This is a genomic window from Mesorhizobium sp. M1A.T.Ca.IN.004.03.1.1 (genome assembly GCF_003997555.1).
Taxonomy (GTDB): Bacteria; Pseudomonadota; Alphaproteobacteria; order Rhizobiales; family Rhizobiaceae; genus Mesorhizobium.
In genome coordinates this window covers 1-234 of the sequence record NZ_RZTV01001132.1, presented here as the reverse complement: position 1 = coordinate 234, position 234 = coordinate 1, and the positions used below count along the sequence as shown (strand labels likewise).

Genomic DNA, 234 nt, shown 5'->3' with positions numbered 1-234 from the left:
CCGCCGATCAGCCCACCCTTTTCGCGGACCACAGTGACGAGATCGGCGAAATAGGCCGCGTCCGCCATGTTTTCCATCGGAAACAGCGCCACCGCCTGTAGGGCGATCCTGTCCTTCCAGACATCGCGCATTTCGGCAAAGACTTCGAATGAAATGCGGTGCTGCGGCGCAAGGGAATCGAGATGGGTTCGAATGAGGCTGGTGCCGTGTGCGTAGGCGGATCGAAGGGAAAAC

Annotated in this window: 1 pseudogene; it reads right to left on the bottom strand. The window is 59.4% G+C overall.

Annotated elements, in window-relative coordinates:
- Positions 1–234, bottom strand: a pseudogene (locus tag EOD29_RS35200) (cytosine deaminase); the annotation flags it as partial.